Genomic DNA, 8,255 nt, shown 5'->3' with positions numbered 1-8,255 from the left:
CCGCACAGCGCGGCCGCCCCGAGACCACCGCCGCGACGCCGCAGCTCGTGCACCAGGTGCACCACGAGCCGGGCGCCCGACGCGCCGATCGGGTGGCCGAGCGCGATCGCCCCGCCGTTGACGTTGACCCGGTCCTCGTCGACCCCGAGCTCGCGGGACGAGACGAGCCCGACGGCGGCGAACGCCTCGTTGATCTCGACGAGGTCGAGGGCGTCCGCGTCCAGCTTCGCCCGGCCCAGCGCCGCCTTGACCGCGTTCGACGGCTGCTCGTGCAGGCTCGCGTCCGGCCCGGCCACCACCCCGTGCGCACCGACCTCGGCGAGCGGGGTGATGCCCAGTTCCTCGGCCTTGGCCCTGCTGGCGACGACCACCGCCGCGGCGCCGTCGGAGATCTGCGAGGCCGATCCGGCGGTGATGGTGCCGTCCGGGTCGAACGCCGGGCGCAGTTTCGCCAGCGACTCGGCGGTCGTGTCACCCCGCACGCCCTCGTCGGCGGTCACGGTGACCGGGTCACCCTTGCGCTGCGGGACGTCCACCGGGGCCAGTTCGGCGTCGAAGACCCCGTTGGCCGTGGCCTTCGCGGCGAGCTGGTGCGACCGTGCGGCGAAGGCGTCCTGCTCGGCGCGGGTCAGGTCGTAGCGGGCGTTGTAGCGCTCGGTGGAGGCGCCCATCGCGGCCTGGTCGAAGGCACAGAACAGCCCGTCCTGCGACATGTGGTCCACCAACGGCGTGTCGCCGAACTTCACCCCGGTGCGGGAGTTCGGGAGCAGGTGCGGCGCCTGCGACATGGACTCCTGCCCACCCGCGACGACGAGGTCGAACTCGCCCGCGCGGACGAGCTGGTCGGCCAGCGCGACCGCGTCCAGACCGGAGAGGCAGACCTTGTTGACGGTCAGCGCGGGCACGGTCATCGGGATCCCCGCGGCCACCGCCGCCTGCCGGGCCGGGATCTGCCCCGCGCCCGCGGTGAGCACCTGCCCCATGATCGTGTACTGCACGGCGTCGGCGGGCACGCCCGCACGCTCCAGCGCCGCCCGGATGGCCACGCCCCCGAGCTGGGCCCCGGAGAAGTCCTTCAGCGAGCCGAGCAACCGGCCGATGGGGGTGCGGGCGGCACCGAGGATCACCGACCCGGACGGGAAACCGGACACAATCTGCCTCCTGCGAGAGTCGTTCGACGGCGACGCGGACACGCCCACGTCAACAGCCTGCCCGACGATGTCGACGGCCCGATCGACGATACCGCCCCGGCCCGCGCCGGGGAGGGCAGGCCGGACGCGACGCAACTCACGGTGGGCAGCCGGCCACCGGGCCCCTACCCTGAGGACCCATGCAGCAGGCACTGAAGCCGTTCGTGACCGCGGTCGACCACGTCGGTGTCGCCGTGGCCGACCTGGACGAGGCCCTCACCTTCTACGCCGAGACCTTCGGGCTGGAGGCCACCCACATCGAGGTCAACGACGAGCAGGGCGTGCGGGAGGCCATGCTGCACGCCCCCGGCGACCACGCGGGTGCCGCGGTGCAACTGCTCGCCCCGCTCACGCCGGACTCGACGATCGCGAAGTTCCTCGACCGGCAGGGTCCGGGCCTCCAGCAGCTCGCCTACCGGGTCACCGACGTCGAGGCCGCGGCCGAGGCACTGCGGGCCAGGGGTCTGCGCATGCTCTACCCGCAGGCCCGGCGCGGCACCGCCGACAGCAGGGTCAACTTCGTCCATCCCAAGGACGCCGGTGGCGTACTCGTGGAACTGGTCGAACCGGCACACGGAGTGCACTGAGCGTGCCTCCACCCGCCGGCCACGCGCGGTCCGCCCGGGTGCCGCAATCCGCCGGGCGACCCGTGCCGCGGCGGTGCGACCACCCGGTTCCACCTCGGAGTCGCGCCCGGTCGGGCCGCCGGTCGGCGGACGTGACCGGCCGGTCGAAACCTCCTCCGGGCGAGCTCGCCCCATCGGCGCCTTCCGGCACGTGCGGCCCGGACGCGACCGTTAGGGTGGTGCCATGAGCCTTGGCGAGGAACGGGAGCTCGTGCCGCTGGGAGCGGGATTCGACTTCGAGAAGCGTGGTTACAACCGGGCACAGGTCGACGAGCATCTGGAACGGCTGGACGCCGACATCAAGATGCTGATGTCCGACCGGGACGCGGCCGTCTCGCAGACCGACGACCTGGCGCGGCAGCTCGAGTCCGCACGCATCGAGATCGACGACCTGCGCGGACAGATCGACCGACTCGCCCAGCCGCCGACCACCATCGAGGGGCTGTCCGAGCGGCTGCAGCGCATGCTGCGTCTCGCCCAGGAGGAGGCCGCCGACACGAAGGCCCGCGCCGAGGCCGAGGCGGGCCACATCCGCGCCAAGGCCGAATCGGACGCGGGCGCCATGCGGGCGCGGTACGAACAACTGCTCACCGAGCTCTCCGACCGCCGCAAGCAGATGGAGGCCGAGCACGCCCGGGTGCTGGAGGAGGCCCGCGCCGAGGCGGAGCGGATCACCACGAGCGCGGCCGAGGAACGGGACCGGCTCGACCGGGAGGCCGAGCAGCGCCGGGCCCAGGTCGAGGAGGACTTCGAGATCGCGATGTCCGCCCGGCGGACGGAGGCGATGCGGGAGCTGGCCGAGCAGGAGGCGGCGAGCAAGGCCGACGCCGAGCGCCGGATCACCGAGGCCGACGAGCACGCCGCCGCGGTGCGCGCCGAGGTCGCCGAGGAGAAGGCCACCGCCGAGGCCGAGATCGACCGCAGGCGCCGGGAGTCGGTCGAGGACGCGAACCGGCGCAAGCAGGACTCGATCAGTGAGGCGAACGCGCGGGTCGCCGAGGCGACGGAGGAGGCGAGGCGCCGGGTCGCCGAGGCCACCGAGGAGGCCGAGCGCCGGATCGCCGAGGCCACGGCCCGGGTGGAGACCCTGCGGACCCTCCGGAACGGGATCGCCGAGCAGGTGCGGGCGGCCCGCACGATGCTCGCCGAGGTCGGGGCGTCACTGGACACGGACACGACCGGCACGGACACCCCCGGCACGGATGCGACCGGCACGGACACCCCTGACACGGACACCGCCGACGGGAACGCCGCCGACGGGGAGACCACCGCCGTGGCCACCGCCGGAACGGACACTTCCGAGGCGGACACCCCCGAACCGGACACCTCCGAGGCGGACACCTCCAACGACGGCACGACGGGCGCCGACACGGACGGGCAGGACGGACACTCCACGGAGCACAACGGTGACGGTGCGTCCCAGCCGACGGTCGTGGTCCCCGCGACCACCGGAACGAAACCGACTCATGAGTAGGTAACTGGTGCGTGGCGGCCCCGGACCGGATACTCTCGGCCACCGAATCGGCACGAGCACCCTTCTGGAGGACCGCATGGCCGCCTATCGGACCGTCGTCGTCGGCACGGATGGATCGGACTCGTCGATGGCCGCGGTCGACCGCGCCGCGAGTGTGGCCGCCGACTCCGCCGCCACCCTCGTCATCGGCTGCGCCTACTACCCGGCGGACAAGGAACAGGTGGAGAAGGCCTCGGACGTCCTGCGGGACGAGGCGTACCAGGTCGTCGGTTCGGCTCCGGCCGAGGACACCCTCCGCACGGCGCGGGAACGGGCCGTGAAGGCGGGCGCCACCGACATCGAGACGGTGCCCGTGGTCGGCGAGCCGGTCGACTCGTTGCGCACGATCGTCAAGGAGCACTCCGCGGACCTGCTCGTGGTGGGCAACCGCGGCCTGAACACCCTGGCGGGACGCATCCTCGGTTCGGTCCCCTCCGAGGTCGCCCGCAAGACCGGAGTGGACGTGCTCATCGTCCACACCACCTGAGGGCACGGCGAGCACCGCTGTCCATGAGCGAGCACCCCGCTGACGAGACACTGCAACACCGCCTCGAACGGATCCTGCTCGGCGGCACCCGCCGGTACACGCGGCTGGAGGTCGCCGAGCGGGCGGGTGTCTCCCAGGACCGCACCCGTCAGCTGTGGCGGGCCCTGGGCTTCGCCTCCGTGGGCGACGACGAGGTCGTGTTCACCGAGGCCGACATCGAGGCCGTGCGGATCACCGACCGGCTGGTGGACACCGGACTGCTCGACCGGGACCTGGAGACGTCGGTGGCCCGCGCGGTCGGCCTGCACATGTCCCGGCTGGCCGAGTGGCAGTCCCAGCTGCTGTGGTCGCTGATCGCGGACAACCCCGACCTCGCCGAGGACGAACAGCGGATCGGCGAACTGGTGGAGCGGCTGCTGCCGGAGCTGGAACGGGTCCACGACTTCGTGTGGCGCCGGCATCTCGCCGCCTACGCGGGCCGTGCCCTGGCCGAGCCGGAGGAGACGCTCGAAGCGGCCTCGGAGGTCGTCGGATTCGTCGACATGGTCGGCTACACCCGCATGGCCCGGCGGGTGGACGAGGCCGAGCTGTCCGGGCTGCTGGAGCGGTTCGAGGAGCTGGCGACCGGCTACGTCGCCGAGCATCACGGCAGGGTCGTCAAGATGATCGGCGACGAGGTGCTGTTCGTCTGCCCGTCGGCGGTGCGGGCCGCGGAGATCGCGCTGTCGTTGAGCGAACACGCCGCGGCGGACGAACGGGTGCCCGAGGTCCGGGCCGGTCTGGCCTCCGGGCGCGTGCTGAGCCGGTTCGGCGACGTGTACGGCTCGGTGGTGAACCTCGCGAGCAGGCTCACCTCGCTCGCCCGGCCGGGCACCGTCCTGGTGGACGCCGCACTCGCGGACGTGCTCGCCAAGTACGGCGACTACGACCTCCGCAGGCTCCGACCGGTGCCCGTCCGCGGGTACCAGCGACTCCGCCCGGCGACGTTACGCCGGGCCGGCACGCGGGAGGTCACCGCGCACGACGACGTTCCCGACGGACGGTCACCCTCCGCCCCTTGATGCTGGTGTCCCGGAGGGCACTGATCACGTCGTCCGCCGCGGTGTGCGGCACGTCCACGAGGGAGAACCGGTCGGAGATCTCGATCGCGCCGACGTCCTTGCCGCGCAACGGGGACTCGCCCGCGATCGCCCCGACCAGGTCCTGGGGGCGGACCCCGGCCGTGCGGCCGAGGCTGACGAACAACCGGGTCATGTCGTCCGCGGGCGGCCTGCCCTGCTTTCCGTTGCGCGCGGGGCGGGACGCGCCGCGGCGCGGGTTCCCGTCGTCACCGCGGCTCCCCCGGTCGCCGCGCGTGTCCGGCCGCACCTCGGGGATCTCGTCCTCCTCCCCGACCGGTCCGCCCGCCTCGTGGGCGAGTTTCACCGCCGCCAGCGCGACCCGCTCGACGTCGAACTCCCCGGAGAGCGCCTCCACCGCGTCCCGGTAGTGCTCGAGGTCGTCGCCGTCGGCGAGCAGGGTCTCCCGCAGCGCGGCACGGGTCAGTTCGAGCCTGCGCGCCTTCAGGTCGGCGACGGTGGGCAGCTTCTCCACCGCCATCTTCTGGTTGGTGACCCGTTCGATCGTGGCGATCATCCGCTGCTCGCGCGGTTCGGCGAGGGTGACCGCGGAGCCCTCCCGCCCCGCGCGGCCGACCCGGCCGATGCGGTGGACGTAGACGTCGGGGGCGCTGGGCACGTCGTAGTTGACGACGTGGGTCAGCTGGTCGATGTCCAGGCCGCGCGCGGCGACGTCGGTGGCCACGACGAGATCGGCGGTGCCCGCCCGGAGCCTGCCCACGACACGGTCCCGTTGCTGCTGATCCATGCCGCCGTGCAGGGCCTCGGCCCGGTAGTTCCGCCCGTTCATGGTCTCGGTGAGCCGGTCGACCTCCTCGCGGGTGCGGCAGAACACCACCGCGGCCTTCGGCGCCTCCAGGTCGAGCACCCGGCCGAGCGCGGCGGGCTTGTACCCGCGCGGCACGAGGTAGGCGGTCTGCCGGATCATGGCGGCGTCCCCGCTCACCGACTCGGCGCGGCTGAGCTCGATGCGCTCCGGGTCGGTCAGGTACCGCCGCACCAGACCGGCGATCCGGGGCGGCATCGTGGCCGAGAAGAGCATGGTCTGCCGCTCGTCCGGGGTGCGCTGGAGGATGGCGTCGATGTCCTCGGCGAAGCCCATGTCGAGCATCTCGTCGGCCTCGTCCAGCACGACCGCGTCGAGTCCGTCCAGCCGGAGCGAGCCGCGGGCCAGGTGGTCCAGTGCGCGCCCGGGGGTGGCCACCACCACGTCGGCCCCCTGTTCGAGGGCCCGCAGCTGCCTGCCCATCGGCTGGCCCCCGTAGACGGGGACGACCCGGACACCGAGGTGCCGACCGTAGCCGTCGAACGCCGCGCAGACCTGGGCGGCGAGCTCCCGCGTCGGGACGAGCACCAGCACGCGCGGCGTCGTGCCGCGCTCGCCGTCGGCGAGGTGGTGCAGCAGCGGCAGGGCGAACGCGGCGGTCTTGCCCGTGCCGGTGGCGGCCTGACCGACGAGGTCCCGCCCCGCCAGCAGCGGGGGCACGGCCGCCCGCTGGATCGGGGTGGGTTCGGTGTATCCGAGCTCCGCGAGCGCCCGGGACAGCGCCGGGTGCAGTGCCAGATCGGTGAATCCGTCGAGGTGTTCGGTCACGCTTTGCTGCTCCGCCGTACTGGCGACCATGTGAGTTCCTGCTTCGTCAGGGAAGGGTGCGAAAGGGGCGCCACGGCCGTGGCAGAACCCAGGCAGGCGCGAGGCCCCAGACTACCCCATCGAACCCACGTTCGATCCCGTCCTTCCGGTACGGGTGTACCGGAGGACCGCGCGACCGACGAAGCGTGCGCGTGCGACACCCCCCGTGCGACCGGGACGGTACCCCTTTCGAGTGGAGACCCACCGACAGCGGCACGCCTCTGACATCCTGTTGTGAGAGGGTCGGCCCGAACAGGGAAGGGGGAGCGAGCCATGGCGACCGTACTGGATGTAGCGAGTTACATCTTGGCGAAGCATGGTCCGATGACGGCCATGAAGCTCCAGAAGCTATGCTACTACTCGTACGGCTACCACCTGGTGTGGGAAGAACGGCCGCTGTTCCCCGAACGCTTCGAAGCATGGGCCAATGGGCCCGTCTGCCCGCAGCTGTACCAGCAACATCGTGGCTTGTTCCAGCTACCGCCGGACGCCCTCGGCGGCAATCCCGGCCGTCTGGACGACGGCGAGCGCGAGTCCCTCGACCTCGTGCTGGACGGCCTCAGTCACATGACGGCGCATCAACTGTCCGAGATGACTCATCGGGAATTGCCGTGGCAACGGGCCCGGGCACGCTCAGGCGCGGACGATCTCGACCGGAGCAACGAGCCGCTCACCGACGCAGACATCGCAGAGTTCTTCGAGGCACTCGTTACCGCCGATGGGCAATAAGAAGAAGCAGAGACCTCACCACACGCCGCCCGATCGCAAGAGCAAGGTCGTGCCGTCGAGCGCGGTGCTGCCTGGCGTGCACAATTCGGGCGAACGGTGGCTCTACGGGTTTCTGCACGACAACGTCTTCCACGTCATCTGGTGGGACCCGCACCATGAGATCTTCCCGAGCAAGCTGAAGAAGACCTGACACCCCTCGCCGGCGTCAGAAGTCGATCACACGCGAGTGAGACGAACAACAGGTGACACCGCCGGGATCGAGCCCGCTGCTCAGCGGCCTTCCGGGAGGACGGCGTACTGGCGGACGGAGAGGTCGGTGTAGGTGACGGGGCCGCGTGGTCCGGGGACGTTGTCCAGGTTGATCCCCGTCTCCGGCACGCCGAGCAGCTTGAAGCCGTCGAGCAGCCGGGTCGTGGCGTTCCAGAACACCCCGGTGCCCCGGTAGGCGTCGAAGAACGCCTCCGCGGTCGCGGCGTTCTCGGTGGCGATGCCCGCCGCGAGGCCGGAGGTTTCCTCGTTGGCGAGGGTGACGGCCTCGTCCGGCCCGCCGACCCGGGCGACCGTCACGGTGGCCTCGTGCTCGGAGTCCAACGCCCACTCGTAGCCGACCGGATGGTCGTGCGGGGGCAGGGACGGCCGGACGCCGCGCTGCCCGACGGCCTCCGACACCACCGGCCACAGGCTCTCGTAGACCTCGTCGTGGATCAGCAGCAGGTTGAGCCGGTTGCACACGCCGAGCCGGTCCAGGCTGTCCGTGACCAGGGAACGCACCGTCTCCGGGTCCGCCTCCCGGTCGACGTAGAGGACGCCGCCGCCGTCCGCGTGGGCCATGGTGCGCACGCCGTGGGTCGCCGCCTCGGTGGACAACGACCGGGTGGTCTCGCCGCTGCCCCGCAGGATGACGAGCGGGACGAGCGCGGGCAGGCGCACCAGGGCGGCCGCCGCCTCGCGCTCGGCGC

General features: G+C 72.2%; 8 protein-coding genes. 5 read left to right on the top strand and 3 right to left on the bottom strand.

Annotated features, from left to right (window positions below):
- Positions 1 to 1,151, bottom strand: a 1,151-nt coding sequence (locus ACTIR_RS0109685; protein ID WP_026454115.1) for an acetyl-CoA C-acetyltransferase, incomplete at its 3' end; no start/stop codon positions are given.
- Between the two features lie 179 nt (positions 1,152 to 1,330).
- On the opposite strand from ACTIR_RS0109685, the gene mce reads away from it, so the two are divergent.
- From mce to ACTIR_RS0109665, 4 genes are all read left to right on the top strand, one after another.
- Entirely contained in the window at positions 1,331 to 1,777 is a 447-nt protein-coding gene (gene mce, locus ACTIR_RS0109680; RefSeq protein ID WP_026454114.1) for a methylmalonyl-CoA epimerase, read from the top strand.
- Positions 1,778 to 2,000: 223 nt separating this feature from the next.
- The gene (locus ACTIR_RS0109675; protein WP_026454113.1) at positions 2,001 to 3,290 is read left to right on the top strand and encodes a coiled-coil domain-containing protein; all 1,290 of its coding nucleotides are present in this window, start codon (positions 2,001 to 2,003) and stop codon (positions 3,288 to 3,290) included.
- A gap of 76 nt (positions 3,291 to 3,366) precedes the next feature.
- Positions 3,367 to 3,816, top strand: coding sequence for a universal stress protein (locus ACTIR_RS0109670; protein ID WP_007025231.1), 450 nt, complete (start codon positions 3,367 to 3,369; stop codon positions 3,814 to 3,816).
- 23 nt (positions 3,817 to 3,839) lie between these two features.
- A complete protein-coding gene (locus ACTIR_RS0109665; protein ID WP_026454112.1) occupies positions 3,840 to 4,877 on the top strand; it encodes an adenylate/guanylate cyclase domain-containing protein in 1,038 nt (345 codons plus the stop codon).
- On the opposite strand, the gene ACTIR_RS0109660 is transcribed toward ACTIR_RS0109665, so the two are convergent.
- Entirely contained in the window at positions 4,828 to 6,558 is a 1,731-nt protein-coding gene (locus ACTIR_RS0109660; protein WP_026454111.1) for a DEAD/DEAH box helicase, read from the bottom strand. The two genes, ACTIR_RS0109665 and ACTIR_RS0109660, sit on opposite strands and share 50 nt — an antisense overlap.
- Positions 6,559 to 6,840: 282 nt before the next feature.
- Between ACTIR_RS0109660 and ACTIR_RS0109655 the strand changes: the two genes are divergently transcribed.
- Positions 6,841 to 7,296 carry a Panacea domain-containing protein gene (locus tag ACTIR_RS0109655; RefSeq protein ID WP_026454110.1) on the top strand — a complete coding sequence of 152 codons (456 nt, stop codon included), beginning with the start codon at positions 6,841 to 6,843 and terminating at the stop codon, positions 7,294 to 7,296.
- A gap of 270 nt (positions 7,297 to 7,566) precedes the next feature.
- Here ACTIR_RS0109655 and ACTIR_RS22550 read toward each other — a convergent pair.
- Positions 7,567 to 8,255, bottom strand: a 689-nt coding sequence (locus ACTIR_RS22550; protein ID WP_154663707.1) for an aldehyde dehydrogenase family protein, incomplete at its 5' end; no start/stop codon positions are given.

The sequence above is a fragment of the Saccharomonospora iraqiensis subsp. iraqiensis genome (assembly GCF_000430445.1).
Classification (GTDB): Bacteria; Actinomycetota; Actinomycetes; order Mycobacteriales; family Pseudonocardiaceae; genus Saccharomonospora; species Saccharomonospora iraqiensis.
Note: the sequence above shows the minus strand (reverse complement) of the source record. Positions and strands in the feature narration are given on the sequence as shown.

Bases quoted from the DNA above. Each gene is read 5' to 3' on its own strand.
- ACTIR_RS0109655 (WP_026454110.1), top strand. From the start codon at position 6,841: ATGGCGACCGTACTGGATGTAGCGAGTTACATCTTGGCGAAGCATGGT.
- ACTIR_RS0109675 (WP_026454113.1), top strand. From the start codon at position 2,001: ATGAGCCTTGGCGAGGAACGGGAGCTCGTGCCGCTGGGAGCGGGATTC.
- mce (WP_026454114.1), top strand. From the start codon at position 1,331: ATGCAGCAGGCACTGAAGCCGTTCGTGACCGCGGTCGACCACGTCGGT.
- ACTIR_RS0109670 (WP_007025231.1), top strand. From the start codon at position 3,367: ATGGCCGCCTATCGGACCGTCGTCGTCGGCACGGATGGATCGGACTCG.
- ACTIR_RS0109660 (WP_026454111.1), bottom strand. From the start codon at position 6,558: ATGGTCGCCAGTACGGCGGAGCAGCAAAGCGTGACCGAACACCTCGAC.
- ACTIR_RS0109665 (WP_026454112.1), top strand. From the start codon at position 3,840: ATGAGCGAGCACCCCGCTGACGAGACACTGCAACACCGCCTCGAACGG.